27 protein-coding genes and 2 pseudogenes are annotated in these 26,029 nt (G+C 72.0%); 8 read left to right on the top strand and 21 right to left on the bottom strand.

Going from position 1 to position 26,029, the window contains the following annotated elements; genetic code table 11:
• Positions 1-47 precede the first annotated feature (47 nt).
• The 7 genes from trpM to hisI all read right to left on the bottom strand — a co-directional run bounded on the left by trpM (position 48) and on the right by hisI (position 5,057).
• Positions 48-236, bottom strand: a complete 189-nt coding sequence (trpM, locus tag ACWD5Q_RS03535) for a tryptophan biosynthesis modulator TrpM (protein WP_451425328.1) — start codon at positions 234-236, stop codon at positions 48-50.
• A gap of 79 nt (positions 237-315) precedes the next feature.
• Positions 316-1,125: an indole-3-glycerol phosphate synthase TrpC gene (gene trpC / locus ACWD5Q_RS03530; RefSeq protein ID WP_451425327.1), complete on the bottom strand. Its 810-nt coding sequence runs from the start codon at positions 1,123-1,125 to the stop codon at positions 316-318.
• A gap of 182 nt (positions 1,126-1,307) precedes the next feature.
• The gene (locus tag ACWD5Q_RS03525) at positions 1,308-1,766 is read right to left on the bottom strand and encodes a DUF2752 domain-containing protein (RefSeq protein ID WP_451425326.1); all 459 of its coding nucleotides are present in this window, start codon (positions 1,764-1,766) and stop codon (positions 1,308-1,310) included.
• Positions 1,767-1,927: 161 nt separating this feature from the next.
• The gene (locus ACWD5Q_RS03520; protein ID WP_451425325.1) at positions 1,928-2,170 is read right to left on the bottom strand and encodes an HGxxPAAW family protein; all 243 of its coding nucleotides are present in this window, start codon (positions 2,168-2,170) and stop codon (positions 1,928-1,930) included.
• Between the two features lie 151 nt (positions 2,171-2,321).
• The gene (locus ACWD5Q_RS03515) at positions 2,322-2,960 is read right to left on the bottom strand and encodes a TIGR02234 family membrane protein (protein ID WP_451425324.1); all 639 of its coding nucleotides are present in this window, start codon (positions 2,958-2,960) and stop codon (positions 2,322-2,324) included.
• 184 nt (positions 2,961-3,144) lie between these two features.
• Positions 3,145-4,632: an anthranilate synthase component I gene (locus ACWD5Q_RS03510; RefSeq protein ID WP_451425323.1), complete on the bottom strand. Its 1,488-nt coding sequence runs from the start codon at positions 4,630-4,632 to the stop codon at positions 3,145-3,147.
• A gap of 11 nt (positions 4,633-4,643) precedes the next feature.
• Positions 4,644-5,057, bottom strand: coding sequence for a phosphoribosyl-AMP cyclohydrolase (hisI, locus tag ACWD5Q_RS03505; protein ID WP_451425427.1), 414 nt, complete (start codon positions 5,055-5,057; stop codon positions 4,644-4,646).
• Between the two features lie 73 nt (positions 5,058-5,130).
• Between hisI and ACWD5Q_RS03500 the strand changes: the two genes are divergently transcribed.
• Positions 5,131-5,766 carry a TIGR03085 family metal-binding protein gene (locus ACWD5Q_RS03500; RefSeq protein ID WP_451425322.1) on the top strand — a complete coding sequence of 212 codons (636 nt, stop codon included), beginning with the start codon at positions 5,131-5,133 and terminating at the stop codon, positions 5,764-5,766.
• A gap of 115 nt (positions 5,767-5,881) precedes the next feature.
• Here the strand turns inward: ACWD5Q_RS03500 and ACWD5Q_RS03495 are convergent.
• The 9 genes and pseudogenes from ACWD5Q_RS03495 to hisD form a co-directional block, all read right to left on the bottom strand.
• Positions 5,882-6,022, bottom strand: a pseudogene (locus ACWD5Q_RS03495) (MFS transporter); the annotation flags it as partial.
• Positions 6,023-6,041: 19 nt separating this feature from the next.
• The gene (hisF, locus tag ACWD5Q_RS03490; RefSeq protein ID WP_451425321.1) at positions 6,042-6,797 is read right to left on the bottom strand and encodes an imidazole glycerol phosphate synthase subunit HisF; all 756 of its coding nucleotides are present in this window, start codon (positions 6,795-6,797) and stop codon (positions 6,042-6,044) included.
• A 25-nt stretch (positions 6,798-6,822) separates the two neighbouring features.
• The gene (locus ACWD5Q_RS03485; protein WP_451425320.1) at positions 6,823-7,215 is read right to left on the bottom strand and encodes a RidA family protein; all 393 of its coding nucleotides are present in this window, start codon (positions 7,213-7,215) and stop codon (positions 6,823-6,825) included.
• A 16-nt stretch (positions 7,216-7,231) separates the two neighbouring features.
• Positions 7,232-7,954 carry a bifunctional 1-(5-phosphoribosyl)-5-((5-phosphoribosylamino)methylideneamino)imidazole-4-carboxamide isomerase/phosphoribosylanthranilate isomerase PriA gene (priA, locus tag ACWD5Q_RS03480; RefSeq protein WP_451425319.1) on the bottom strand — a complete coding sequence of 241 codons (723 nt, stop codon included), beginning with the start codon at positions 7,952-7,954 and terminating at the stop codon, positions 7,232-7,234.
• A 3-nt stretch (positions 7,955-7,957) separates the two neighbouring features.
• Complete coding sequence (gene hisH, locus ACWD5Q_RS03475; RefSeq protein WP_451425318.1) at positions 7,958-8,605, bottom strand: imidazole glycerol phosphate synthase subunit HisH; 648 nt, start codon at positions 8,603-8,605, stop codon at positions 7,958-7,960.
• On the bottom strand, positions 8,596-8,760 hold the full coding sequence (locus ACWD5Q_RS03470) for a hypothetical protein (RefSeq protein WP_451425317.1): 165 nt from the start codon (positions 8,758-8,760) through the stop codon (positions 8,596-8,598). The genes hisH and ACWD5Q_RS03470 overlap by 10 nt, the downstream gene beginning before the upstream one ends.
• 4 nt (positions 8,761-8,764) lie before the next feature.
• Positions 8,765-9,358 carry an imidazoleglycerol-phosphate dehydratase HisB gene (hisB, locus tag ACWD5Q_RS03465; protein WP_451425316.1) on the bottom strand — a complete coding sequence of 198 codons (594 nt, stop codon included), beginning with the start codon at positions 9,356-9,358 and terminating at the stop codon, positions 8,765-8,767.
• Positions 9,355-10,464: a histidinol-phosphate transaminase gene (locus tag ACWD5Q_RS03460; protein WP_451425315.1), complete on the bottom strand. Its 1,110-nt coding sequence runs from the start codon at positions 10,462-10,464 to the stop codon at positions 9,355-9,357. Before ACWD5Q_RS03460 ends, hisB begins: the two co-directional genes overlap by 4 nt.
• Positions 10,461-11,786, bottom strand: coding sequence for a histidinol dehydrogenase (gene hisD, locus ACWD5Q_RS03455; protein ID WP_451425314.1), 1,326 nt, complete (start codon positions 11,784-11,786; stop codon positions 10,461-10,463). Before hisD ends, ACWD5Q_RS03460 begins: the two co-directional genes overlap by 4 nt.
• A gap of 585 nt (positions 11,787-12,371) precedes the next feature.
• On the opposite strand from hisD, the pseudogene ACWD5Q_RS03450 reads away from it, so the two are divergent.
• The 4 genes and pseudogenes from ACWD5Q_RS03450 to ybaK form a co-directional block, all read left to right on the top strand.
• Positions 12,372-12,866: pseudogene (locus ACWD5Q_RS03450) on the top strand (oxidoreductase); the annotation flags it as partial.
• Between the two features lie 133 nt (positions 12,867-12,999).
• Entirely contained in the window at positions 13,000-14,049 is a 1,050-nt protein-coding gene (locus ACWD5Q_RS03445) for a hypothetical protein (RefSeq protein ID WP_451425313.1), read from the top strand.
• A gap of 11 nt (positions 14,050-14,060) precedes the next feature.
• Complete coding sequence (locus ACWD5Q_RS03440; protein ID WP_451425312.1) at positions 14,061-14,801, top strand: LON peptidase substrate-binding domain-containing protein; 741 nt, start codon at positions 14,061-14,063, stop codon at positions 14,799-14,801.
• A 28-nt stretch (positions 14,802-14,829) separates the two neighbouring features.
• Positions 14,830-15,327, top strand: a complete 498-nt coding sequence (gene ybaK / locus ACWD5Q_RS03435; RefSeq protein ID WP_451425311.1) for a Cys-tRNA(Pro) deacylase — start codon at positions 14,830-14,832, stop codon at positions 15,325-15,327.
• Between the two features lie 216 nt (positions 15,328-15,543).
• Here ybaK and ACWD5Q_RS03430 read toward each other — a convergent pair whose 3' ends face one another.
• From ACWD5Q_RS03430 to ACWD5Q_RS03415, 4 genes are all read right to left on the bottom strand, one after another.
• Complete coding sequence (locus ACWD5Q_RS03430; protein ID WP_451425310.1) at positions 15,544-16,233, bottom strand: AAA family ATPase; 690 nt, start codon at positions 16,231-16,233, stop codon at positions 15,544-15,546.
• Positions 16,234-16,267: 34 nt separating this feature from the next.
• A complete protein-coding gene (locus tag ACWD5Q_RS03425) occupies positions 16,268-17,086 on the bottom strand; it encodes an ABC transporter permease (protein WP_451425309.1) in 819 nt (272 codons plus the stop codon).
• A 91-nt stretch (positions 17,087-17,177) separates the two neighbouring features.
• On the bottom strand, positions 17,178-18,149 hold the full coding sequence (locus ACWD5Q_RS03420) for an ABC transporter ATP-binding protein (protein ID WP_451425426.1): 972 nt from the start codon (positions 18,147-18,149) through the stop codon (positions 17,178-17,180).
• Between the two features lie 111 nt (positions 18,150-18,260).
• Positions 18,261-19,475: an NYN domain-containing protein gene (locus ACWD5Q_RS03415; RefSeq protein WP_451425308.1), complete on the bottom strand. Its 1,215-nt coding sequence runs from the start codon at positions 19,473-19,475 to the stop codon at positions 18,261-18,263.
• Between the two features lie 225 nt (positions 19,476-19,700).
• Here ACWD5Q_RS03415 and ACWD5Q_RS03410 point away from each other — a divergent pair, with 225 nt between their 5' ends.
• Positions 19,701-19,883 (top strand): hypothetical protein, encoded by a 183-nt coding sequence (locus tag ACWD5Q_RS03410; RefSeq protein ID WP_451425307.1) that lies wholly within the window; start codon positions 19,701-19,703, stop codon positions 19,881-19,883.
• Positions 19,884-19,995: 112 nt separating this feature from the next.
• Here the strand turns inward: ACWD5Q_RS03410 and dnaE are convergent, their stop codons facing one another.
• The gene (gene dnaE / locus ACWD5Q_RS03405) at positions 19,996-23,535 is read right to left on the bottom strand and encodes a DNA polymerase III subunit alpha (protein ID WP_451425425.1); all 3,540 of its coding nucleotides are present in this window, start codon (positions 23,533-23,535) and stop codon (positions 19,996-19,998) included.
• A gap of 324 nt (positions 23,536-23,859) precedes the next feature.
• Here dnaE and ACWD5Q_RS03400 point away from each other — a divergent pair, with 324 nt between their 5' ends.
• Together ACWD5Q_RS03400 and ACWD5Q_RS03395 are read left to right on the top strand one after the other, a co-directional pair.
• Positions 23,860-25,185, top strand: a complete 1,326-nt coding sequence (locus tag ACWD5Q_RS03400; RefSeq protein ID WP_451425306.1) for a DUF2252 domain-containing protein — start codon at positions 23,860-23,862, stop codon at positions 25,183-25,185.
• A 138-nt stretch (positions 25,186-25,323) separates the two neighbouring features.
• A complete protein-coding gene (locus tag ACWD5Q_RS03395) occupies positions 25,324-26,010 on the top strand; it encodes a hypothetical protein (protein WP_451425305.1) in 687 nt (228 codons plus the stop codon).
• The last annotated feature ends 19 nt before the right edge of the window (positions 26,011-26,029 follow it).

Raw genomic sequence — 26,029 nt, 5'->3', positions numbered from 1 at the left:
CCGGTGGCCATGAAGGCACCCGGCCGACGGGGCGGACCCGGTTCAGCTCACCGCGGATGGCGCGCACGAGGGCGACGCCATCGCATCCCGTTCACTTGCCCCGGCTCGTCACCGATGACGTACCGCACCCGTCGTCCGTGCACCCGCCGCGCGGGCGCACGGCAGCCGCGCGGCCGGCATCCACGGGCGAGCCGGGCATACGGATCCCTGGTCGCGACGGTGATCGAGTACGTCATCGACGGCAACCCTACCGGGCCGGGACCGTCCGGAAGTCCCCCGTACAGCGGAGGCCACGGGAGCTGTCCCGGCGTCATGTCAGTCCCGCCCGTGCCGCAGCGCCGGGTGGGCGCCCGCCGCGACCAGGTCGGCGACCGCGGTCTTCGGGTCGCGCCCGGTCACCAGGGACTCGCCCACGAGCACCGCGTCGGCGCCCTCGTTGGCGTACGCGATCAGGTCGTGCGGTCCCCGGACGCCGGACTCGGCGACCTTCACGATCCCCTCGGGGATCTCGGGGGCGACCCGCTCGAACGTCGTACGGTCGACCTCCAGGGTCTTCAGGTTGCGCGCGTTGACGCCGATCACCTTGGCGCCGGCGTCCACCGCACGCTCGACCTCCTCCTCGTCGTGCACCTCGACGAGCGGGGTGAGTCCGATGGACTCGGCGCGCTCGATGAGGGACACGAGGGCCGGCTGGTCGAGGGCGGCGACGATCAGCAGCGCGAGGTCGGCGCCGTAGGCCCTGGCCTCCCAGAGCTGGTACGAGGTGACGATGAAGTCCTTGCGCAGCACCGGGATGTCCACCCGGGCGCGGACGGCCTCCAGGTCGGCCAGGGAGCCGCCGAAACGGCGCTGTTCGGTCAGCACGGAGATGACGGCCGCGCCGCCCGCCTCGTAGTCCGCCGCAAGGGCCGCCGGGTCGGCGATCGCGGCGAGCGCGCCCTTGGAGGGGCTGGACCGCTTCACTTCGCAGATCACCTTGACGCCGTCGCCCCGCAGGGCCGCGACGCCGTCCTTGGCGGCGCGCGCCTTCGCCGCGCGCTCCTTGAGCTCGTCGAGGCTGACGCGTGCCTGCCGCTCCGCGAGGTCGGCACGGACTCCGTCGATGATCTCGTCGAGCACACTCACGCGAGCGGCCCCCTTCCTGACGGTTGAGGATTGAAGAAGCTGACATCGCCTTGGGGCTCGGTCCACCGGGACCGCCCCGCGGGCGGAACGGAACCACTGGTCACTGCGATGGTATCCGGAGGAGGGTGTGGATCTCGCATCCGGCCGACGCCGGTCCCACTACCTGGACGTTCGCCCGTAGGTCAAGGGTGCAGCCAGCCACCGAAGGGCAGATTGCGGACAACGGTGAAGACCAGCAGCAGGGCCCCCAGACCCCACAGCGGTACCGGGCCCGGGTCGAAGCGCAGACGCCGTCCCCGCACCGCGTGGACGGCCCACAGGATCCACACCACCGCGAACCCCAGATAGCCCGCCACGGCGAGCGCGTTGTCCTGGAGCGCCGCCAGGAAGTCCCCGTGCACGAAGGCGTGCGCGCTGCGCAGTCCTCCGCAGCCGGGGCAGTACAGGCCCGTGTAGCGCAGCAGCGGGCAGACCGGGTAGTGGCCGGGCTCGTTGGGGTCCACGGCTCCGACGTACGCGAAGGCGCCGACGACGCCCGCGAGGACCCCGGCGGGCGTGGCCGTGCGCCGGAGCACGGCGGCGGCTCCGGTCCGCGTGCGGGACGGCGCCGCACCGGGGAATTCGGCGTTCACGGGAGGCATTCTGCCTGTCCCGCCGCCCCCGCGCGCGGGTGAAGCACGTGAGGCGGCCGCCGGGCCGACGGGCCGGTGGCCGCCTCACGTACGAGAACGTGCGAGACGGGCGAGAACCTACGAGACGTGCGAGACGCGCGAGACGTACGACGTCGGAGGTCGCGGAGGGCTCAGCCGCCCGTGCTCACGCGCGCCGGCTCGTGCGCCGGGTGCGCCGGGGTCTTCGGCTGGCCGAGGCCCATCTGGCGCATGACACCACCCACGACGCCACCGAGGGCGATGATCACCATGCCCGCCCAGAAGCCGGCCGGCTGGGCCATCACGGTGAAGGCGCCCGCGACGCAGAAACCGATGAAGGCGATGATGACACCGGTCCAGGCGGCCGGGGTGTGACCGTGACTGCTGCCCGCCATGACTTGCTCCTTGCTGGCTGTATGTGGGTTGTGCGAGCCGGACGCTCGGCGCCCATTGTCCCGCACCCGGGTGGATGAGGTGAGCGCGGGGTCGCTCCCGGGGGAGTCGGGCCCGCCTCCGGAGCGCTCGACGTGGACGGTGGTGGCGTGGTCAGGCGCCCGTGGGGTCCTCGCCCCGGTCGAGTGCCTTCCACAGGTCCTCGGGGCGGTCGGGGTCGAGGGGCTTGGCCGTGCGGGGCCGGGGGGTGCCGTCGCGCTCGTAGCGGCCGGACATCGCGGGCCACAGCCGGCCGTAGCGCAGGGCGAGCAGTCCGGCGAGGAGGAGGAGCGCGCCGCCGGCCGCCGCCACGTACGGCCATGCCGTGTGCGTGAGCGCGAAGGCGGTCGCGGAGGTGTCGCCGGCCGCCCGGGCGGCCTTCTCGTCCAGCGCCGAGCTGTCGGTGGAGCCGAGGAGCGCGGCGGCGACGACACCGGCGCCGGAGAGCGCGAGCAGTCCGGCGACGAGGAATCGCCCGGCCCTGCGGACGGCGAAGACGGCGACGAGCGCGGCGAGGCCCACTATGGCGAGCGCCGCGGGCACGCCCGTGACATCGCTGCCCTTGGCGGTCAGCGGGAAGTCTCCGCCGGCCACCGTCACGGTCCCCGCCGACCAGCCCTGCCGGGAGGCGAGCAGCGCCACGGCCGCGCCGGCCGCCCCGCACAGCAGGGCGAAGGCGAGGCTGCGGCGGCCGGACCGGACGGGTGCGGCGGCCTCGGTTCGGGGGTGAGGTACGGCAGTCACGTACCCCACTATCGCCTGAACCCCGGGCGAACCGTCACCCGGGCCCCTTTATCGGATGATCGACCCGCCCTGAACCGGCTCGCAGACGCACCCTGAACCGGCTCGCAGACGCACCCTGAACCGGCTCGCAGACGCGCCCTGAACCGGCTCGCAGACCCGCCCGGAACCGGCTCGCGGACTCACCCGGTCCCGCTCACCGCCCCAGCCGGTTGGCCGTATGGACCGCCCGCAGTACGGCGGCCGCCTTGTTGCGGCACTCGTCGTCCTCGGCGACCGGGTCGGAGTCGGCGACGATGCCCGCGCCCGCCTGGACGTACGCCGTGCCGTCCCGCAGCAGCGCCGTACGGATGGCGATGGCGGTGTCGGAGTCGCCCGCGAAGTCGAGATAGCCGACGCAGCCGCCGTACAACCCCCGCCGCGACGGTTCCAGTTCGTCGATGATCTGCATCGCGCGCGGCTTGGGCGCGCCGGAGAGCGTGCCCGCCGGGAAGCAGGCGGTCAGGACGTCGAAGGCCGTGCGCCCCTCGGCGACCCTGCCCGTCACGGTGGAGACGATGTGCATCACGTGCGAGTACCGCTCGACGGACATGAAGTCGACGACCTCGACCGAGCCGGGCGCGCACACCCGCCCCAGGTCGTTGCGGCCCAGGTCGACGAGCATCAGGTGCTCGGCCCGCTCCTTGGGGTCGGCCAGCAGTTCCTCGGCGAGCGCGTGGTCCTCCTGCGGGGTCGCGCCGCGGTGCCGGGTGCCCGCGATGGGGTGGACCATGGCCCGGCCGTCCTCGACCTTCACCAGCGCTTCCGGGCTGGATCCGACGACGTCGAAGCCGTCGAAGCGGAACAGGTACATATAGGGGGACGGGTTGGTGGCCCGCAGCACCCGGTAGACGTCCAACGCGCTTGCCGTGCACGGCGTTTCGAAGCGCTGCGACGGGACGACCTGGAAGGCCTCGCCCGCGCGGATGCGCTCCTTGATGTCCTCGACGGCCGCCCGGAAGTCCGCGCCGCCCCACCGCGCGGTGTACTCGGGCAGCTCGGAGGGCGGGAGGACGGTGGCCGGCTGCGGGACGGCGCGGGAGAGGTCGGCCTCCATCGCGTCGAGGCGGGCCACGGCGTCCGCGTAGGCCTCGTCGACGCCCGTGTCGAGGTCGTTGTGGTTGATCGCGTTGGCGATCAGCAGAACGGAGCCCTCCCAGTGGTCCATCACCGCGAGGTCGCTGGTGAGGAGCATGGTCAGCTCGGGCAGCCGCAGCTCGTCCCGCCCGCCCGGACCGATCTTCTCCAGCCGGCGCACGATGTCGTAGCCCAGATAGCCGACCATGCCGCCGGTGAACGGCGGCAGATCGCCCTGGTGGGGCGTGTGCAGGGCCTCGATGGTGGCCCGGAGGGCGGCCAGCGGGTCGCCGTCGACCGGGACGCCGGCCGGCGGGGTGCCGAGCCAGTGGGCCTCGCCGTCCCGCGCGGTGAGGGTGGCGGCGCTGCGGACGCCCACGAAGGAGTAGCGCGACCATTTGTACGCGGCACGGCCGTTCTCCGCCGACTCCAGCAGGAACGTGCCGGGGCGTTCCCCGGCGAGTTTGCGGTACAGCGCGACCGGGGTGTCGCCGTCGGCGAGCAGCTTGCGGGTGACCGGGATGACCCGGCGGTCGGTGGCCAGCTTGCGGAAGGTCTCGAGATCCATGGCGGCTAGCCTCACTGATCCGCGGCCGGCGCGGCGCCGGTCACGGCGTCCGCGAGCAGCACATCGGCGTCGAAGCACGTGCGGTCGCCGGTGTGGCAGGCGGCGCCCACCTGGTCGACCCTGACGAGCACGGTGTCCGCGTCGCAGTCCAGGGCGACCGACTTGACGTGCTGGACATGGCCCGAGGTGTCGCCCTTGACCCAGTACTCCCGGCGGCTGCGCGACCAGTAGGTGCACCGGCCGGTGGTCAGCGTGCGGTGCAGCGCCTCGTCGTCCATCCAGCCGAGCATCAGCACCTCGCCGGTGTCGTACTGCTGGGCGATCGCGGGGAGCAGGCCGTCGGCGCTGCGCTTGAGGCGCGCGGCGATCTCGGGGTCCAGGCCGCTGGGCCTGCCGGGGTCAGGCGTACTGGTCATGCCGACCATTGTGCCGCGCCCCACCCTCAGCACCGGCCACCGTCCGGTGGGCGGACCGCGCTCCCGGTCGTACGCTGGCTGCATGTCGACCCATGCGAAGCGTGAACGCCTTCTCCTCGCCGATCTGTTGGAGGCCATGGGCCCGGACGCGCCCACGTTGTGCGAGGGCTGGAACACCCGGGACCTCGCCGCGCACGTGGTGGTCCGCGAGCGCCGCCCCGACGCCGCCGGCGGCGTGCTGGTCAAGCAGCTCGCGCCGCGGCTGGAGAAGGTGATGGGGGAGTACACCGCGAAGCCCTACGAGGAGCTGATCCAGCTGATCCGCACCGGGCCCCCGCGGTTCTCACCCTTCCAGCTCAAACAGCTCGACGAGGCGGCGAACACGGTCGAGTTCTACGTCCACACGGAGGACGTCCGCCGCGCCCAGCCCGACTGGACACCGCGCGAGCTCGACCCGGTCTTCCAGGACGCCCTGTGGTCGCGCCTGGAGCGCACGGCCCGGCTGACCGCCCGGAAGGCGCCGACCGGGCTGGTGCTGCGCCGCCCGGACGGGCAGACGGCGGTCGCACACCGCGGCACGCCCGTCGTGACGGTGACCGGTGCGCCCTCGGAACTGCTGATGTTCGCGCTCGGGCGGCAGCGTGCGGCGGACGTGGAGCTGGAGGGCGACAAGGAGGCCATCACGAAGGTACGGGACGCCAAGGAGCTGGGCATCTGAGGGGCGGCCCGTCCCCGGACGGACGCGGCGGGGGCGGCCCGGACCGGCGAGAGGCGCGCCCGGCGCGGACGGAAGGGGTGACGACGACCCCGACGAGGGGCCTTCGAGGCGGGCCCTACCCGGGGAGTTCGGCGCGGCGCAGGTCGCGGGCGCCGAGGACGACGACCCCGCTCAGCCCGCAGACCGCCGCGCTGACGACGAACACCGGCCCGGTGCCCCAGGCACCGATCGCGGCGGCGGACAGCGGCATGCCGGGGCTCAGGCCGAAGGGGGCGTCACCGGACCGGGTGCCCCGCCTCCCGCAGCGTCGCCTTCACCTCGCCGATGCGCAGATCCCCGAAGTGGAACACGGAGGCCGCGAGCACCGCGTCCGCGCCCGCCGCGACGGCCGGCGGGAAGTGGGCCGCCCGGCCGGCGCCGCCCGACGCGATCACCGGGACCGTCACCTGCTTGCGCACGGCCGCGATCATCTCCAGGTCGTAGCCGTCCTTGGTGCCGTCCGCGTCCATCGAGTTGAGCAGGATCTCGCCCGCGCCCAGCTCGGCGGCCCGGTGCGCCCACTCGACCGCGTCGATGCCGGTGCCCCGGCGGCCGCCGTGGGTGGTCACCTCGAACGCGCCGGACTCCGTGCGGCGCGCGTCGACCGACAGCACCAGCACCTGCCGTCCGAAACGCTCGGCGATCTCCCGGATCAGGTCCGGGCGCGCGATGGCGGCCGTGTTCACCCCCACCTTGTCGGCGCCCGCCCGCAGCAGCTTGTCCACGTCCTCGGCCGAGCGGACACCGCCGCCGACGGTCAGCGGGATGAAGACCTGCTCGGCGGTGCGGCGCACCACGTCGTACGTCGTCTCGCGGTTGCCGGAAGACGCGGTGATGTCCAGGAACGTCAGCTCGTCGGCGCCCTCGGCGTCGTACACCTTGGCCATCTCGACGGGGTCGCCCGCATCGCGCAGGTTCTGGAAGTTGACACCCTTGACGACCCGGCCGTTGTCCACGTCCAGGCAGGGGATGACTCGGACCGCCAGGGTCATGAATCCACGGCTCCTCTTGCTGCTTCTAGCCTCTGAAGGCTTCCAGTTCCACTTCGACCAGGATGCGCGGGTCGACGAAACCCTCCACGACCAGCAGGGTCGCGGCCGGGCGCACCGAGTCGAAGATCTCCTTGTGGGCCCGCCCCACCTCGTCGACGTCCCGCAGATGGGTCAGATACATCCGGGTCCGGAGCACCGACTCGGGACCGAGCCCGAACTCGGCGATCGCCTCGAGCGCGCTGGTGAACGCCACCTTCGCCTGTTCGTACGGGTCGCCCTCTCCGTAGAGCACACTGCCCCGGAAGGAGGTCGTGCCGGCCACCAGCACCCGGTCGCCCGCCGCGACGGCGCGCGCGAAACCGATGGTCTCCTCCCAGGGACTTGTGCCCTGCACACGCCGTACGGCTTCCGACGTCATGACACCGCGTCCTTTTTCACGACGTAGCCTCCAAGGCCTCTTCCAGGGTGAACGCCTTCGCGTACAGGGCCTTCCCGACGATCGCCCCTTCGACACCGAGCGGGACGAGGCCGGCGATCGCCCGCAGGTCGTCCAGCGACGAGACGCCGCCGGAGGCCACGACCGGGCGGTCGGTGGCGGCACAGACGTTCTTCAGCAGCGTCAGGTTGGGGCCCTGGAGGGTGCCGTCCTTGGCGATGTCGGTGACGACGTACCGCGCGCAGCCCTCCTTGTTCAGGCGCTCCAGCGTCTCGTAGAGGTCGCCGCCGTCGCGGGTCCAGCCGCGGCCGCGCAGGGTCGTGCCGCGCACGTCCAGACCGACGGCGATCTTGTCGCCGTGTTCCGCGATCACCCTGGCGACCCAGTCCGGGGTCTCCAGGGCGGCCGTGCCGAGGTTCACGCGTGTGCAGCCGGTGGCCAGAGCGGCGGCCAGGGTGTCGTCGTCGCGGATGCCGCCGGACAGCTCCACCTTGATGTCCATGGCCTGGGTGACCTCGGCGATCAGCGCGCGGTTGTCACCGGTGCCGAACGCGGCGTCCAGGTCGACCAGATGCAGCCACTCGGCGCCCGCCCGCTGCCAGGCGAGGGCGGCCTCCAGCGGGGAGCCGTAGGAGGTCTCCGTGCCGGACTCGCCGTGGACGAGGCGTACGGCCTGGCCGTCGCGGACGTCGACGGCGGGGAGGAGTTCGAGCTTGGCCATGGTCTACAGGGTTCCGATCCAGTTGGTGAGCAGCTGCGCTCCGGCGTCGCCGGACTTCTCGGGGTGGAACTGCGTCGCCCACAGGGCCCCGTTCTCGACGGCCGCCACGAAGGGCTCGCCGTGCGTCGACCAGGTCACCCTGGGGGCGTGCAGCCGTGAGCTGAGCGTCTCCATGGTCCAGTCGTGGACGGCGTAGGAGTGCACGAAGTAGTACCGCGCATCCGCGTCCAGTCCGGCGAACAGCTCGGAGTCGGCCGGCGCCTCGACCGTGTTCCAGCCCATGTGGGGCACGACGTCGGCGTGGAGCGGCCCGACCGTGCCGGGCCACTCGTCGAGGCCCTCGGTCTCGACGCCGTGCTCGATGCCGCGGGCGAAGAGGATCTGCATGCCGACGCAGATGCCCATCACCGGGCGCCCGCCGGCCAGCCGGCGGCCGATGATCCAGTCGCCGCGCACCCCGCGCAGACCCTGCATACAGGCGGCGAAGGCGCCGACGCCCGGCACCAGCAGGCCGTCGGCGTTCATGGCCCGGTCGTAGTCGCGGGTGATCTCGACGTCCGCGCCCACGCGCGCGAGGGCACGCTCGGCGGAGCGGACGTTGCCGAAGCCGTAGTCGAAGACCACGACCTTCTTCGGGGTGCTCAATTCCACACCCCCAGCCGCAGGACGCCGGCCACCAGGCACATGCCGGCGCCGATCGAGAGCAGCACGATGAGGCTCTTCGGCATCTTCTGCTTGGCGAAGGAGATGATCCCGCCGACGAGGAAGAGCCCGACGACGATGAGGACGGTCGAGGTGCTGTTCATGGCTCTACAGCGCACCCTTCGTGGACGGGAGGATGCCGGCCGCGCGCGGGTCGCGCTCGCTCGCGTAGCGCAGGGCCCGGGCCAGCGCCTTGAACTGGCACTCCACGATGTGGTGCGCGTTGCGCCCGTAGGGAACGTGCACATGCAGCGCGATCTGGGCCTGGGCGACGAAGGACTCCAGGATGTGCCGGGTCATCGTGGTGTCGTACTCGCCGATCATGGGCGCCATGTTCTCGGGCTCGGTGTGCACGAGGTAGGGGCGGCCGGACAGGTCGACGGTGACCTGGGCGAGGGACTCGTCCAGCGGGACCGTGCAGTTGCCGAAGCGGTAGATCCCGACCTTGTCGCCGAGCGCCCGTTTGAAGGCGGCGCCGAGCGCGAGGGCGGTGTCCTCGATGGTGTGGTGCGAGTCGATGTGCAGATCGCCCTCGGTCTTCACGGTCAGGTCGAACAGGCCGTGCCGGCCGAGCTGGTCGAGCATGTGGTCGTAGAAGCCGACGCCGGTCGCGATGTCGGTCCTGCCGGTGCCGTCGAGGTCGATCTCGACGACCACCGAGGTCTCCTTGGTGGTGCGCTCCACGCGCCCAACGCGGTTCATGCGCTCTGCTCCTTCTTCAGTTCACGGACCGCGTCGAGGAACGCGTCGTTCTCTTCGGGGGTCCCGGCGGTGACCCGCAGCCATCCCGGCACGCCGTTGTCGCGGACCAGGACGCCCCGTTCGAGGATCTTCCGCCAGGCGGCGTGGGCGTCCTCGAACCGCCCGAACTGGACGAAGTTCGCGTCGGACTCGGTGGCGTCGAAGCCGGTCGCGCGCAGCTCGGCGACCAGCCGGTCCCGCTCCGCCTTCAGCTGCTCGACGTACTTCAGCAGCGTGTCCGTGTGCTCCAGAGCGGCCAGGGCGGTCGCCTGGGTGACCGCCGACAGGTGGTACGGCAGCCGGACGAGCTGGACGGCGTCGACGACCGCCGGGTGCGCGGCGAGATAGCCGAGGCGCAGGCCGGCGGCCCCGAACGCCTTCGACATGGTCCGTGAGACGACGAGATTCGGCCGACCTTCGAGGAGGGGCAGCAGCGAGTCGCCGTGGCTGAACTCGATGTACGCCTCGTCCACGACGACCATGGAGGGCCGCGCGGCCTGCGCGGCCTCGTACAGGGCGAGGACCGTCCGCGCCGGGACCGCGTTGCCCGTGGGGTTGTTCGGGGTCGTGACGAAGACGACGTCGGGCCGGTGCTCGGCGATCGCCCGCTCGGCGGCGCCGAGGTCGATCGTGAAGTCCTCGGCGCGCGGGCCCGAGATCCAGCCGGTGCCCGTGCCGCGCGCGATGAGCGCGTGCATCGAGTACGACGGCTCGAAGCCGATCGCCGTGCGGCCGGGGCCGCCGAAGGTCTGCAGCAGCTGCTGGATGACCTCGTTGGAGCCGTTGGCCGCCCAGACGTTCTCCGCGCCGACCCGGTACCCGCCGGTCCTCGTCAGATACTCGGCGAGCCGGGTGCGCAGCTCGACCGCGTCACGGTCCGGGTAGCGGTTGAGGCCGCGGGCGGCCTCGCGCACCCGCTCGGCGATCCGTTCGACCAGCGGCTCGGGCAGCGGGTAGGGGTTCTCATTGGTGTTCAGCCGTACGGGGACGTCCAACTGGGGCGCGCCGTAGGGGGACTTGCCGCGTAGCTCGTCCCGTACGGGAAGATCGTCGATTCCGAAGCTCACTTGCTCGCCGGTACCTTCCAGCCGAACCTGGCCTTGATCGCCGCGCCGTGCGCGGGCAGGTCCTCCGCCTCCGCCAGGGTCACCACGTGGTGCGCGACCTCGGCCAGCGCGTCCTTGGTGTAGTCGACGATGTGGATGCCGCGCAGGAAGGACTGGACGGACAGTCCCGAGGAGTGGCAGGCACAGCCGCCGGTCGGGAGCACATGGTTGGAGCCGGCCGCGTAGTCGCCCAGGGAGACCGGGGCCCAGGGGCCGACGAAGACCGCGCCCGCGTTGCGCACCCGGTCGGCGACCGCGGCGGCGTCCGCCGTCTGGATCTCCAGGTGCTCGGCGCCGTACGCGTCGACCACCCTGAGGCCCTCGTCGACGCCGTCGACCAGCACGATCGCCGACTGCTTGCCCGCGAGCGCCGGGCGGACCCGGTCCTCGACGTGCCTGGTGGCCGCCACCTGCGGCTGGAGCTCCTTCTCGACCGCGTCGGCCAGCTCCACCGAGTCGGTGACCAGGACGGCGGCCGCCAGCGGGTCGTGCTCGGCCTGGCTGATCAGGTCGGCGGCCACGTGCACCGGGTCGGCGGTGTCGTCCGCGAGGATCGCGATCTCGGTGGGGCCGGCCTCGGTGTCGATGCCGATCCTGCCGGTGAAGTACCGCTTGGCGGCGGCGACCCAGATGTTGCCGGGGCCGGTGACCATGCCGACGGGCGGGCAGGACTCGGTGCCGTAGGCGAACATCGCGACAGCGGTCGCGCCGCCGGCCGCGTACACCTCGTCGACGCCGAGCAGTGCGCACGCGGCGAGGATCGTCGGGTGCGGCAGGCCGTCGAACTCCGCCTGGGCCGGGGAGGCGAGGGCGATCGACTCGACACCGGCCTCCTGGGCGGGCACCGCGTTCATGATCACGGATGAGGGGTAGACGGAGCGTCCGCCGGGCGCGTACAGCCCGACACGCTCGACCGGCACCCACTTCTCGGTGACCGAACCGCCGGGCACCACCTGGGTGGTGTGCGTGGTGCGGCGCTGCGCGCGGTGGACGAGACGGGCGCGGCGGACGGACTCCTCCAGGGCCGCGCGCACGGCCGGGTCGAGCTGCTCCAGTGCGTCCTTGAGGGCCTCGGCCGGCACTCGCACCGACTTCAGCCGCACACCGTCGAACTTCTCCGCGAAGTCGATCAGCGCCGCGTCGCCCCGATGATGCACGGCCTCACAGATCGGACGCACCTTCTCCAGGGCGGCCGCTACGTCGAAGTCGGCTCGGGGCAGCAGGTCACGCAGGGCGGGACCCTCGGGGAGGGCATCGCCACGCAGATCGATTCGGGAGATCACAGGGCCAATTCTCTCAGACGGCGACGAGCCGGCGGACGGCCGTATCAGTGACTGATACGGAGCGTGGGCGGGCGGACGGACCCCGTGGCAGAGGTCCACAACGGCGCCGGTTCCCTACACCGGAGGGGCGAGGCACCGCGGACGACCTGGGGCGGGCGGCGTCCGGCGGTTCGACGGCGGGCCCCGCGCGTGCCCGGCGGACAGCGGGCGCGGGCTGCGGCCGGGCCCCTGGGCGTCGGCGTGTCGGCACCGCGACGAGGGGCTCGACGAGGGGCGGGACGGCGTGTCGGGTTCCCGTCGTACGCCGTCTGCCCGCACCGCCGTACGCCGTCCGGCCGCCCGCCTGCCCCGGCTCGCACCCGGGGGCGGGTGATGGCCGGATCGGATGGTTCAGGAGCCGCCAGGGGTGGCCGGAACCGACGGCTGGGACGGCACCCGGAAGATCACCGTCACCGATCGCGTTCGACCCCTTACACAACGGGCATCAACGGTCGTACGAAACTCACGAGTAGCCGGGGAGGGAGGGAAGAGCCGTGACCGAGGGTGCCGGCCCGCGCGCCGGGGACCTGCCGGACGACCTGACCGCCACGGAGCCGGCGCCTGGCGTGGGTGGCGGCGGCGACCGCCGAGTACACCCCCGAGCCCTACGAGCGGCTCGCGGCCGTGCTGCGCGACTCCGGGGAGGACGAGGACGCACGCGAGGTGCTGCTCGCGAAGCAGCGGCGGCGCCGCGAGACGCTGCCGTTCGCGGGGAAGCTGTGGGGATACGCGCAGGACTGGACGGTCGCCTACGGCTACCGGCCCGGCCGTGCGGCGGTGTGGATGGCGGTGCTGTGGGCGGCGGCCTCGATCGCCTTCTCGCACGCGAGCCATCCGCCGGTCGACAAGGACGGGCACCCGGCGTGGAACCCCTCCCTGTTCGCCCTGGATCTGCTGCTGCCGGTCATCGACCTCGGTCAGGTGGGCCAGTGGCAGCTCAGCGGGGGGTGGCAGTGGGCGTCGGCGGTGGTCATCCTGCTCGGCTGGGTCCTGGCGACCACGGTCGCGGCGGGGGCGACCCGGCTGCTGCGGCGCGGCTGAGACCCGGGTACCGCCACCCCATAGGCACCAACAGTCATGAATCATCGCCTTTTACTCACTCTTGACCGTGCGGAGTACAACCAAATGGCGGTTACGCAAACGTGCTGGCGCGCCCCGACCTGCGCCTTTTTCAATGGTCGACACCATGGCACTGCTGCGCGCGCTCCTCCGTGCGACACGGACGGCACCTACGTCTCCGCACCTCGCCGACGGACTGCCCGCGGACGACGACGTCCTGCTCGACGCGCCCGACGAGCGACTGGCCCCCGCCCTGGTGGCGGCGGGGCTCGGCGACCACGGCCCGGCGGCCAAGCTGCTCGCGGCCACCCGGGAGGGCGGCGAGTGGGAGGACCGCGACCGGTATGTGACACGACTCGCCGCCTTCGCCCGCTCCCGCGAGGAGTGGTTCACGCACTGGTGCGCCACCAACCCCGACGATCCGGACGCGCTGCTGGTCAAGGCGGAGCTGGCGGTGGCCCGCGGCTGGGAGTCACCGGCCCGTGCCGAACTCCTGTACGAAGTCGGCCCGCTGGTCGCGGCGGCGACCGAGGGCGATCCCCGGGACCCGGTGCCATGGCGGGTGGCGCTCGACCACGCGCGCGGCGTCGACGCGGACCACACCGCGTTCGAGCGGCTGTGGGGCGAGGCGGTGCGCCGCTGCCCGCACCACTACGGCTGCCATGCCGCGGCCCTCGCGTATCTGTCGGCCGTCTGGCACGGCTCACACGGCGAGTGCCTCGACTTCGCCGAGACCGCCGCGCACGACACGCCGCCCGGCTCCCTGATGCAGGCCCTGCCCCTGCGCGCGGCCTACGCGTGTCTGACCGACGACAGCGGGGCGGTGGTGTCCCGCGACCGGCTGGACGCCGCGGCGGACCGGGCGATCGCGCTGTCGTCGCGGTACGCGCCCGCCGATCCCCGGCCCGCGGAGGTCCGCAATCTCCTCGCGTACGTCCTGGTCGCGCTGGGGCGCGGGCCGGACGCGCTGACACAACTGCGCCTGATCGGCCCGTACGCCACCTCCTTCCCCTGGGACCGGTTCTCGGACGATCCGCTGGGCGGTTTCCTGGACCTGCGCAGGGGCGTCTGCCGGGCGCCGGCGGCGGTGCGAGGCCTCCCCGCTGCGGGGCCGCTTCTCCCACGAAACGACCGCGCCGGACACATGCCCGACCGCGGCCATTAGGCTTTCCCGTCGTGACCACCGTCCGGCTCCCGCTCTTCCCACTGAACTCGGTGCTGTTCCCGGGGCTCGTGCTCCCGCTGAACGTCTTCGAGGAGCGCTACCGCGCCCTCATGCGCACGCTGCTGAAAACTCCCGAGGACGAACCGCGCCGCTTCGCCGTCGTCGCCATCCGGGACGGCCACGAGGTGGCGCCGAGCGCACCGGGCATGCCCGATCCGACGGCCCTGCCCGACCGCGGACCGGCGGCGGGCTTCGGCTCCGACCCGGCCAAAGCGCTCCACGGGGTGGGCTGCATCGCGGACGCGGCGACGATCCGGGAGCGGGCCGACGGCACGTTCGAGGTGCTCGCGACGGGCACGACACGGGTCCGCCTGCTCTCGGTGGACGCGTCGGGTCCCTATCTGACGGCCGAGCTGGAGGAACTGCCGGAGGAGCCGGGCGACGAGGCCGGCGCCCTGGCCGAGGGCGTGCTGCGGGCGTTCCGCCAGTACCAGAAGCGGCTCGCGGGCGCGCGGGAGAGGTCCCTGTCCACGGGCGCCGACCTGCCGGACGAACCGGCGGTGGTGTCCTACCTGGTGGCGGCCGCGGTGATGCTGGACACGCCGACGAAACAGCGGTTGCTGCAGGCCCCCGACACCGCCTCGCGCCTGAGGGACGAGCTGAAACTCCTTCGCGCGGAGACCGCGATCATCCGTAACCTGCCGTCCTTGCCGGCGTCGGACCTGACGCAGGCTCCGACGAGTCTGAACTGACGTACGACTTTCGAGGAACAGGCCGGGGATGGCGAAGAAGAAGCAGCAGAAGCCGGGCGGCACCCCGGCGACGGTGGCACTGACGGCCGCCGGCGTGGACTTCACGGTCCACTCCTACGACCACGACCCGTCCCACCCCTCCTACGGCGAGGAGGCCGCCGAGGCGATGGGGGTCTCCCCCGACCGGGTCTTCAAGACGCTGGTGGCCGACGTGGACGGCGCGCTGGTGGTCGGGGTGGTCCCGGTGGCGGGCTCGCTGGACCTGAAGGCGCTGGCGACGGCGGTGGGCGGCAAGCGGGCGGCGATGGCGGACCCGGCGCTGGCGGAGCGCACGACGGGATATGTGCGCGGCGGCATCTCCCCCCTGGGCCAGCGCAAGAAGCTGCGCACGGTCCTGGACGCGTCGGCGTCGTCACACGCCACGATCTGCGTGTCGGCGGGCCGCCGGGGGCTGGAGGTGGAGATGTCCCCACAGGACCTGGCGGCCCTCACGGACGCGGCCCTGGCCCCCATCGGCCGGACCTGACCACTCGACGAACGGCCCGTCCTCGGCTAGTACGGAAATATGTCGAAGAGGACACGCAAGCGCAAATGGCGCATGAAGAAGGGCCATGCGAATCACGGCCACCGTCCGGCGTGACCACGCCGCCAACCCGGCGCCGGGCAGCCTCGCGGGGCTGCTCCGGCGCTCATCAGGGGGTGTCCGCCCCGAGGAGGGGGCTTCCGCACGCCCGTCTGCGGCCTACGCCACCGGTGGCGCGGACGGCCCGTACGGCGTCGCGTAGGGGTCCGGGTCCCGGGGGCCGAACAGCGCCGTCAGGCCGAGGTGCACCACCAGCGCCGCCACCGACCAGGCCAGCAGCGCCCCCTTCGCCCCCAGCTTCAGCGGCGCGGAGAACGTCACGCCCTTGCCCACGGCCTTGGCGTGTGCGAGCACGTTCTGCGAGGGCCCCAGCCAGACGCCCACCCGCCACGCGAGCAGGGAGCCGAGCAGCCCGCCGAGGGCGAGCGCAGCGACCAGCGGCACCCCGCCCCGCTTGCGCAGCAGGAAGACGACCAGCGCGCTGATCACCCCGAACCCGAGCGCGAGCAGGGTGAACGTCCCGTCCACCCCGATGGCCTGCTCCCCCTCGGTGTCCTTCAGATAGACGACCCAGGCGTTGTCGACCATGTCCCCCACCAGCGGCACACGCGGCGAGAGCCACGGCCACAGCACTCCGAGCAGCACCCCGGCGAGTGCGAGGGCCACCGTGATCACGGCGGCTTCCCGCAGTTCGGTCTTCATCCCGGGGCCGTCCGCGCCGTACAGGCCCGTGGCGCCGTGCGGAGCGGGGCCCGCCTCGGGAGGAGCGGACACGGCTTGCCACCCGTCGTGCGAAGAGTGCGGGGGCTGTTCCTGCGGCGGCGGAGGCGGAGTCAACGGAGCGGTCACCTTCACATCCTGCCAGTCGTGTCCGTCGGCCGCGTCACCGGACGGCCGCCCGGCGGTACGCCCAGGTCGCCATGGCCAGCGAGGCCGCTCCGACCGCGGCGCACACGGCCAGGTCACCGAGGACGAACGGCCAGTCCGGATGCCCCGCGAAGCTCCGCGCGAACGCCTCGACCCCGTACGTGGACGGCAGCAGATCCCGTACGACCTGGACGGCCTCCGGCATCCGACGGGCCGGCAGCACCCCCAGCAGCAGCGCCGCCGACATACCCAACTGCCCGAGCAGGGTGGCCAGTTCAGGACGCGGCGCGAGCAGCCCGAGCGCGGCGCCGAGGCCCGCCAGCGCGGCCCCGGAGAGCGGGATCACCGCGACCAGCACCCACAGATGGGCGAGCGGCAGCCCGAACAGCACGCACCCGAAGACGGCGGTCACCACGGTCCCGGGCACGGTGAAGGACGCGTAGGCGCCCGCCGCTCCCAGCACCACCGCGGCGGCCGGCACCGGCAGCGTCGCGTAGTGGTCGAGCCCGCCGCTGCCGCGCAACTGCCCGAAGTACTGCGCCAGCAGGTTGAGACCGACGTACGCGACCACCAGCACGGACGCCCCGGCGACCACCGAGCGGGCGTCGCTCCCGCCGTCCACCACCCCGCGCATCATGATCATGATGCCGACCGACTGGAAGGTCGCCACGAACAGCAGCGGGATCCGCGCGACCCGCGCCCGGGAGAGCTGCGCCCGGTACACGGCGGCGAGCGACGGCCACAGCCGTGCCCGCGGCCCCAGGGCGGCCTCGCCCCTGACACCGCCCTCCGCCGCCCGGGCGCCGGGCAGAACCCCGGCGGGTACGACACTCACGTCGTGCTGCTCCTCTTCGTTCCTGCCGCCGCCCCGTCCCCCGCGGACACGGCGCCCCTTCCGCTGCCTACGGACCCGGCGCCCCGGGCGCTCATGCCTTCACCAGGCCCTGGGTACTGCCGCCGAGCGCCAGATAGACGTCCTCCAGGCTGGGCGTGGCCAGGGTGAAGTCGTCGAGGGCGGCGAAGGCGGCACCCCCGGTGACCGTGGCGACGGCCGCGCGGGCCTCCTCCGGGGCCATCCGCAGCGACCAGCGGCGTCCGGACTCCACCGCGCGGGCGCGCAGCGCCGCGACCTCCGGGACCTCCAGCGGCGCCTGCTCGCGCCAGACGAGTTCGACCCGCACCTCGCCCGCGACCCGCTCCTTGAGCCCGGCCGGGGTGTCACAGGCGATGACCCGTCCCCGGTCGAGGACGGCGACCCGGTCGAGGACGGTCTCGGCCTCGATGACGTTGTGGGTGACCAGCACCACGGTCGCGCCGCGCTCGGCCCGCCGCCGGTCCACGGCCGCCCATACGGCGCGCCGCGCGACGGGGTCCATCCCGGTGGTCGGCTCGTCGAGCACGAGCAGCGGCCGCTCCCCCATCAGGGCGGCGGCGAAGCAGGCGAGCCGGCGCTGTCCGCCGGAGAGCTTCTTCAGCGGGCGCCCGGCGATCGGCGTGAGCCCGAGTTCGTCGAGCACCGCGTCCCGCTGTGCTCGGGCCTGGCGCAGTTCCAGTCCGCGCAGCCGCCCGGTCGTCTCGGCCGCGAGGGAGACGGTCAGCTCGTCGAGGGCGGTGGTGTCCTGCCCGAGGTAGGCGAGGATCCGCGCGGCCCGCTCGGGGTGGCGCACGATGTCGTGGCCGAGGATCTCGACGCTGCCGCGGTCGGGCCGCATCAGCCCGGTGAGCTGGCGGACGAGAGTGGACTTGCCGGCGCCGTTCGGCCCCAGCAGCCCGAAGATCTCCCCGCGCCGGATGTCCAGCCGTACGCCGTCGGTGGCCCGCACCTCGGGCGTCCCCGGCGCGCCGCGCCGGCCTCGTACCGCCGGATAGGTCTTGGTCAGCCCGCGCACGGCGCACACGACATCGCCGTCCTGCCGTGGTGCCTGTGCGGTGCGCGTGTTCACAAAGGACGAGAGTAAGGGGTGGCGGACGCCGAGCGGCCCTCGGGGCCCGCCCGAACCGTCGATGGCCTACTCACCGGCGGGCGCGTGCTCCGTCGTGGTGCGCTGGTCGATCTCCCGCCAGAATCCCGCCCGGATCGCATACCGGTCGTGCTCGTCGATCTGGTCGTCCTTGTGCGCGAGGAGGCCGAAGCGCGCCGCGTAGCGCAGCAGTTCCCCGTCGATGCGGTGCGGCACCCGCGGATACATGCCGGAGAGCTTCTGCAGGTGCGTGGCGTCAGCGAGCCGTTCGATCCACCGCCGGGCGAACACCTGCCCCACCTCGTAGGGATCGCCGCCGACCGTGGTGATGTCCTCCTCCCGGTCGGCCCACCGCTGCTCCGCGGTCGTCAGCTGCGCCAGCGTGGGCAGGGCGGCGGCCTCCGCCGACTCGGCCGCGGCCGGCCGGTCCACCCACCCCTTGTCGGAGGACCAGCGCAGCGTCGCCGCGGCGGGCTGCTGCGCGGTCTGCGGTCCGGGCGCCCGCAGCGCGGCCAGGTCCTTGGGCGTCGGCACGCCCTTGGGGGCCGGTACGCGCTCCTGGATGCCGTTGCGCGACGCGGTCGCCGCGACGTGCTCCGGCTCCTCGGCGGTGCGGTCCGTCGTGGCCGCGAGCGCCGACTCGGGCAGGGGCGCGGACAGGATCGCGGCGATCTCCGGGCGGGGGGCCGGCGGGGGCGCGCACACCCCGCCCTGTTCCTTGGCGCGTACGGCCTGGGTGATCCAGGCGCGGTCGAGCACCCGCCGCTCGTCGGCCTCGGCGACCAGGTCCTCGGACTGGTTGTAGTCGCCGTCCGCGGCCTGCACGGCCCACAGGTGTACGGCGACGCCGTGCTCCTTGGCGGCCATCATGCCCGGCAGCAGATCCCCGTCGCCGGTGACGAGCACGACGTCCGAGCAGGCGCGGTTGCGGGCCAGCTCGGTCAGCTCGGCGTGCATCGCGGCGTCGACGCCCTTCTGCGCCCATCGCCCGTCGCTGCGGGTCAGTGCGCCCAGCCGCACGGTCACCCGGGGCATCACGCGCAGCCTGCGGTGCTCGGGCTGCGGGACCCGGTCGGGGGCGCCGTCGAACCAGTAGATGCGCAGCAGGGGCCGTTCCGTGTCGGACTCGGCGCGCTCGCGCAGCCCCTGGATGAGGGCTGCGTGGTCAACGGTGATCCGGGACCGCGAGGGCTCCCCGGCGAGCAGACTGGCGGCAGCCCCGAGCAGATACCCGGCGTCCACCAGGACGATGCAGCGGTCCACGCGATCCACCCTCTTTCCCGGAGGTTTGCTTCGGGCTTCCTTCGAGTCTGCCCGACCGCGCGGACGTTAACGGTCCGAACTCGATCTTCGGCGTGGCGGATCGGGACGCCCGCGCGCGAACAGGCGTTGTCACACACGGTAATTATCCGACATGCGGCTGTTGTCAGCCTATGTGAATCTGGTCCCGACTCTGGCCCTCAGATCCCCCACAGGAGGCAGATCACCATGGCCAAGAACAAGAACCGCAAGCAGGCGAGCCCGCAGAACCGTTCCTCCCAGTCCGATCAGGCACAGGAGCAGGGGCAGAAGTCCTCCGCCGCGGAGACGCACGAGTCCCCGATAGCGCAGGTCCAGGGCAGCCCCGCGGACGTCGCCCGTAAGAAGCAGAAGAGCTTCGGCCACAACTGAAGCCCGTACCAGGGAACCTGAAGCCCCGCGGGGCCAGGGGAGCCCGGATATGCACCGAGGGGCGCACCTGTTGACGGGTGCGCCCCTCGCGTACGCCGCCGCTGCGAACCGGTCAGCCCGCCAGACAGGAGGGTCCGAGCAGGACCTTCAGGTCGCCGTAGAGCGCGGGATCCGGCTTGACACGGTGGCGGTCCAGCCTGAGGACGGTCGTCTTGCGCGGCCCCTGGAGCTTGATCCGCACCTCGCTGTCACCCTTGTGCTGGCTGAGGATCTCGCCGAGGCGGCTCACCATCGGCGGGGTCACCTTCACCGCGGGGATAGTGAGCACCACGGGCGCGTTGGTGCCCGCGTTCGACAGGTCCGGGACCATGAGTTCCATCGCGACCAGCCGGGGGACGTCCTCGCGCTTGTCGAGACGGCCCTTGACGAACACCACGGCGTCCTCGACGAGTTGGGTCGACACGAGCTGGTAGGTCGCCGGGAAGAACATGCACTCGATGGAGCCGGCGAGGTCCTCGACCGTGGCGATCGCCCAGGCGTTGCCCTGCTTGGTCATCTTGCGCTGCAGGCCCGAGATGATGCCGCCGATCGTGACGACCGCGCCGTCCGCGTGCTCGCCTCCGGTGAGTTGCGCGATGCCCGCGTCGGCCTTGTCGGACAGCACGTGCTCCAGGCCGAAGAGCGGGTGGTCGGAGACGTAGAGACCGAGCATCTCCCGTTCCTGGGCGAGCAGATAGGTCTTGTCCCACTCCTCGTCGGTGAAGGTGACGTCCAGGCCGAAGCCGGGCTCGCTGCTCTGCTCCTCCCCCATGCCGCCGAAGAGGTCGAACTGGCCCTCGGCCTCCTTGCGCTTGACCGCGACCACGTTGTCGATCATCGGCTCGTACTGGGCCGTGAGCCCCTTGCGGGTGTGGCCCATGGTGTCGAAGGCGCCGGCCTTGATCAGCGACTCCGTGGTGCGCTTGTTGCACGCGACCGCCTCGACCTTGTCGAGATAGTCGGGGAAGGAGGCGTACTTGCCCTTCGCCTTGCGGCTCTTGATGATCGACTCCACCACGTTGGTGCCGACGTTGCGCACGGCCTCCAGGCCGAAGAGGATCACGTCGTCGCCCTGGGCGGCGAAGTTGTGCACCGACTCGTTGACGTTCGGCGGGAGCACCTTGATGCCCATGCGGCGGCACTCGTTGAGGTAGATCGCCGACTTGTCCTTGTCGTCCTTGACGGAGGTCAGCAGGGCGGCCATGTACTCGGCGGGGTAGTTCGCCTTGAGGTACGCGGTCCAGTACGACACCAGGCCGTACGCGGCCGAGTGGGCTTTGTTGAACGCGTAGCCGGCGAACGGGACCAGTACGTCCCACAGGGCCTGGATGGCCTCGTCGCTGTAGCCGTTCTTCTGGGCGCCTGCCTGAAAGATGGTGAAGTTCTTGGCCAGTTCGTCGGGCTTCTTCTTGCCCATCACGCGGCGGAGGATGTCGGCCTCGCCGAGGGAGTAGCCGGCGATGATCTGGGCGGCCTTCTGCACCTGCTCCTGGTAGACGATCAGGCCGTAGGTGACGGCCAGGACCTCCTCGAGGGGCTCCTCCAGCTCCTTGTGGATCGGGGTGATCTCCTGGAGCTTGTTCTTTCGCAGCGCGTAGTTCGTGTGCGAGTCCATGCCCATCGGGCCCGGGCGGTACAGGGCCGACACGGCGGAGATGTCTTCGAAGTTGTCGGGCTTCATCAGGCGCAGCAGCGAGCGCATGGGGCCGCCGTCGAACTGGAAGACGCCGAGGGTGTCGCCGCGCTGGAGCAGGTCGAAGGTCGTGGGGTCGTCCAGCGGGAGGCCCAGCAGGTCGATGTCGACGCCCTTGTTGGACTTCACCATCTTGACGGCGTCGTCCATGATCGTCAGGTTGCGCAGGCCGAGGAAGTCCATCTTCAGCAGGCCCAGCGACTCGCAGCTCGGGTAGTCCCACTGGGTGATGGTCACGCCGTCGGTGTGCCGGACCCAGACGGGCACATGCTCGGTGATGGTCTCGCTGGACATGATCACGCCGGCGGCGTGCACACCCATCTGCCGGACCAGGCCCTCGACGCCCTTGGCGGTGTCGATGACCTTCTTCACGTCCGGCTCGTTCTCGTACATCCCCCGGATCTCGCCCGCCTCGTTGTAGCGCGGGTGCGAGGAGTTGGTGATGCCGTCGAGGTCGATGCCCTTGCCGAGGACGTCGGCGGGCATGGCCTTGGTGAGCCGGTCGCCCATCGCGTACGGGTAGCCCAGCACGCGCGCGGAGTCCTTGATCGCGTTCTTGGCCTTGATCTTGCCGTAGGTGCCGATCATGGCGACCTTGTCGGCGCCGTACTTCTCGGTCACGTACCGGATCACCTCGACGCGCCTGCGCTCGTCGAAGTCGATGTCGACGTCGGGCATGGAGACGCGCTCGGGGTTGAGGAACCGCTCGAAGATCAGGCCGTGCGGGATCGGGTCGAGGTCGGTGATGCCCATGGCGTAGGCGACGATCGAGCCGGCCGCGGAGCCTCGGCCGGGGCCCACCGCGATGCCGTTGGTCTTGGCCCACATGATGAAGTCGGCGACCACGAGGAAGTAGCCCGGGAACCCCATCTGGATGATGACGTCCATCTCGTACTCGACCTGCTTCTGCCGGTCGTCCGGGACGCCGCCGGGGAAACGGCGGTCCATGCCCCGGCGGACCTCCTCCTTGAACCAGGTGACCTCGGTGTAGCCGTCGGGGATGTCGAACTTCGGCATGAGGTTCTTGGCCTCGAACATGCCGGTGGTGTCGACCATCTCGGCGACCAGGAGCGTGTTGGCGCAGCCCTCCTGCCAGGCGTCCGAGGAGTCGATGGCGTACATCTCGTCCGTGGACTTCAGGTAGTAGCCGGTGCCGTCGAACTTGAAGCGGTCCGGGTCGGAGAGGTTCTTGCCGGTCTGGATGCACAGCAGGGCGTCGTGGGCGCCCGCCTCGTGCGCGTAGGTGTAGTGCGAGTCGTTGGTGACCAGCGGGGGGATGCCGAGCTTCTTGCCGATCTCCAGGAGGCCGTCGCGGACCCGGTGCTCGATCTCGATGCCGTGGTCCATCAGCTCCAGGAAGTAGCGGTCCTTGCCGAAGATGTCCTGGTAGTCGGCGGCGGACTTGAGGGCCTCGTCGAACTGGCCGAGGCGCAGCCGGGTCTGCACCTCACCGGAGGGGCAGCCGGTGGAGGCGACGATCCCCTCGGACCACTGCGCGATGGTCTCCTTGTCCATCCGGGGCCACTTCTGCAGCCAGCCCTCGGCGTACGCGTCCGAGGAGAGCCGGAAGAGGTTGTGCAGGCCCGTGCCGTTCACGGCCCACATCGTCTTGTGGGTGTAACCGCCGGAGCCGGAGACGTCGTCGCGCTTCTGGTGCGGCTGGCCCCACTGGATCTTGCGCTTGTTGCGCCGGGACTCGGGGGCGACATACGCCTCGATGCCGATGATCGGGGTGACTCCGGCCTTCTTCGCGGAGTGGAAGAAGTCGTACGCCCCGTGGAGGTTGCCGTGGTCGGACATGGCGATGTGGGTCATGCCCATCTCGTTGCACGCGTTGAACATGTCCTTCAGCCGCGCGGCACCGTCCAGCAGCGAGTACTGGGTGTGGACGTGCAGGTGCGTGAACGGCGGCTTCGACACGGTTTCGGCCTCCAATTGAGGGACGGTGGTCAGGCGGCGGGCGGGCGCACGGTGACGGTTGTCCGACCGGCTGCGGACAGTCTGGGGGGACAGCGTCGAAGTCTATGCCTCGGGAGTGACACCCGGCGGGCATCCCCGCGTACCTTCATCCGAAGGGACACGGACCGCGCGTCCGTGCCTTCGTCGCGATGGACACGGGCCCCGCCGTCCGTGGCTGCGTGCGGGGGACACGGGCACTTTCCGCGTACCGTCGTCCGTTGGAAGGGAACGGACGATCCGGTCCCCCACACATCACGCACCACCTGTACCTGGAGGCACCCCGCGATGTCGTTTCCGCAGCTCGGAGCCGAGCAACGCGGCGAGGAGATCCTCGCCGTCTTCGACACCGCCTTCGGCGAGCTGCTCGCCGCCGACCCGGCCGCGTTCCGCGTGAAGTTCCGCAAGATGGCGGCCTCCGCCTTCGCGTTCTACCGGGGCACGGCGTGCCTCTTCTACCACGACCTGGACGCCGAGCGGCGCGGCGGTCCCTACCTGGACGACCGCACCTCGCGGGTGTGGATCCACGGCGACCTGCACGCCGAGAACTTCGGCACCTACATGGACTCCACGGGCCGCCTGATCTTCAACGTGAACGACTTCGACGAGGCGTACGTCGGCCCCTTCACCTGGGACCTGAAGCGCTTCGCCGCCTCCGTGGCGCTGATCGGGTACGCGAAGGCGCTCAGCGACGAGCAGATCACCGAGCTGGTCAGGGTCTACGCGGGCGCCTACCGCGAGCGCGTGCACGCCCTGGCGACCGGCGCCAAGAGCGACGAGGTACCGCCCTTCACCCTGGACACCGCCCAGGGACCGCTGCTCGACGCGCTGCGCGACGCCCGCTCGCTGACCCGCTTCGGGCTGCTGGACTCGATGACCGAGATCCGCGACTTCGAGCGCCGCTTCGCGCCCGGCGGCGGCTCCATCGAACTGGACGCGGCCACGCGCTACAAGGTGCTCGCGGCCTTCGACGGCTATCTGGAGACCCTCCCGGAGTCGTCCCTGGCCCGCCCGGACTCCTACCGCGTGAAGGACGTGGTCGGCCGCCGCGGCATCGGCATCGGCTCCGCGGGCCTGCCGTCGTACAACATCCTTCTCGAGGGCAACAGCGACGCCCTGGAGAACGACGTGGTGATCTACATCAAGCAGGCCCAGACCCCGGCCGTCTCCCGCCACATCACCGACCCGGCGATCCGGGGCTACTTCCAGCACGAGGGCCACCGCACGGTGATCTCCCAGCGGGCCCTGCAGGCGCACGCCGACCCCTGGCTGGGCTGGACGGAGCTGGACAGCACGGGCCAGCTGGTCGCCGAGGTCTCGCCGTACGCCGTGGACCTGGACTGGGGCGACATCGACGACCCGGAGGAGATCGCCGCGGTCGTCGCCGACCTCGGCCGCGCCACGGCCACGATGCACGCGGCGGCGGACGACCAGTCCGGCGAGTCCCTCGTGCCCTTCTCGACGGAGCGGGCCATCGACGCGGCGATCGCCGCCGACGAGGCCGGGTTCCCGGAGCTGCTGGTGGACTTCGCGCACACGTACGGGGCACGCGCGCGTGCCGACCACCAGATCTTCGTGGACCTGTTCCGCAACGGCCGGATCCCGGGTCTGTGAGCCGCCTCCCGGCCACGCTCCGTGAGCGGTCGCCGACCGCTCCGCCAACCCCCTCGATCACGTCCGCACAACGCTCCCGTCACGCATGACACCCCTTTAAGGGCCCTTTACGGGAGCTCATGGGAAACTCTCCACGCCATGGACATATCCGGGACCCAGCTCAGAGCCGTACGCGCGGCGCTGTTCACGACGGTGGTCGTGACGCTCAGCACCGCGTCGCACGTGCTGCTGTCCGCGGTCCCGCTGCCGACGGGGACGGTGGCCGTGGTCGCGGCCGCCGTCTTCGCCGTCTCCTACGCGCTGGCGGGCCGCGAGCGCGGCTTCGGGCGGATCGCCGCCCTGCTCATCCCGCTGGAGCTCGCCGCGGACACGGTGTTCACCACGGGCCAGCACGCCTGCTACGGCAGGGCGGGCGGCCCGGTCACCGGCCCGCTGCGCTCGGTGGGCCTGGACGTCCTGTGCGGCGGCGGCCCCATGGGCACCCCGCTCACCCAGATCACCGGCACCGGCACGGACCGGGTCGGCGCGCTCCTCGCGCACGCCGACCCGGCGACCGCCTGGCTGCTGCTCGCCGCCCACGTGAGCGTGGGTCTCCTCGCGGCCGCCTGGCTGCGCCGGGGCGAGCGGGCACTGGCCCAGCTCCTCGGCGCGCTGGTCGCGACCACGTTCCGGCCGCTGCTGCTGGGGATCGCCGCGACGCGGGTACGGCTCGCCCCGGTCCGCCGGGTGCCGCGTCCCGTCCACCGCACCGCCGCCACCCGCACCCGTCTGTTCGTGCACTCCCTGGGACGGCGGGGTCCGCCGTGCTCGCCCGCTCTCGGCTGACGGCCGGAGCACCACCCCG

Source organism: Streptomyces sp. NPDC002513 (assembly GCF_053595355.1).
This window is presented reverse-complemented; position numbering and strand designations above follow the sequence as displayed.